We start from the raw sequence: 949 nt of genomic DNA, 5'->3' as shown, positions 1-949 counted from the left end.
CTGGCCCTCATGCCCCGGCAGAAACGCAGCGACCTGGACTTCTTCAACGCCGCGGTCGAGCTGTGGGATGCCGAGCCCGAAATCGGTTATCTGGCCAGGCTGTTCACCCAAACTTCCCTGCCGTATAAGGAACCCAAGAACAATCCGGCGGCGTGGCGGCGGGTCAATGGCAACACCCAGCTCATCGTGCGGCCCGGGGTCATTTTCGGCCCGGACGGCGAGGCAGTCTCGCTCGGATACCCGTTCGGCAGCATCCCGCGGCTGGTCCTGACGTGGATGAGCACCGAAGCGGTCCGCACGAAAAGCCGGGACCTGGTACTCGGTGCGAGCCTGACCGAGTTCATGCGCAAAGTCGGGTTGATCAAGGATCATGAACTACCCACCGGCGGCAAGAATGGCAACGGCACACGCGCCAAGCAGCAGATGGAACGCCTTTTCCGATCCACCGTCTCTGTGGAGTACATCGGCGACGAGAACCGGCAGCTGGGCGCCCAGATGTCGGTGGCGTCGGGATATGACCTGTGGTGGAAACCGGGCGCCGAACATGACCAGCCGTCGCTGATGGAGTCCATGGTGCGGTTGTCGCCGGAATTCTTCGAGCAAGTCGTCGAACGCCCGGTGCCCGTGGACATGCAGGCGCTGATGCTGCTGCGCGAATCACCGATGCGGCTCGATATCTACACCTGGCTGACCTACCGCATGTCGCGGCTGAAGAAGCAGACCACCGTGCCGTGGGCCTCGCTCAAAGGCCAGTTCGGATCCGAGCTGGCCGACACCAAGCAGGGCAACTACCAGTTCAAACGCGATTTCAAGAAGCGGCTCGCCGAGGTGACAACGGTGTACAAGGAGGCGAACGTGGATGTCACCGACTCAGGCCTGGTGCTGCGCCCCAGCCTCACTCACGTACGCAAGAGTCCCGGCTTCCTGGCCTTGGAACGCGGCAAATAGT

Annotated in this window: 1 protein-coding gene; it reads left to right on the top strand. The window is 62.5% G+C overall.

Features of this window, described 5'->3' with window-relative positions; genetic code table 11:
• A partial coding sequence (locus GVY64_RS37030) for a replication protein RepA (protein ID WP_159851356.1) occupies positions 1-948 on the top strand: 948 nt, incomplete at its 5' end.
• Between the last annotated feature and the right edge of the window lies 1 nt (position 949).

Source organism: Nocardia sp. CY41 (genome assembly GCF_009829325.1).
Taxonomy (GTDB): domain Bacteria; phylum Actinomycetota; class Actinomycetes; order Mycobacteriales; family Mycobacteriaceae; genus Nocardia.
Note: the sequence above shows the minus strand (reverse complement) of the source record. Positions and strands in the feature narration are given on the sequence as shown.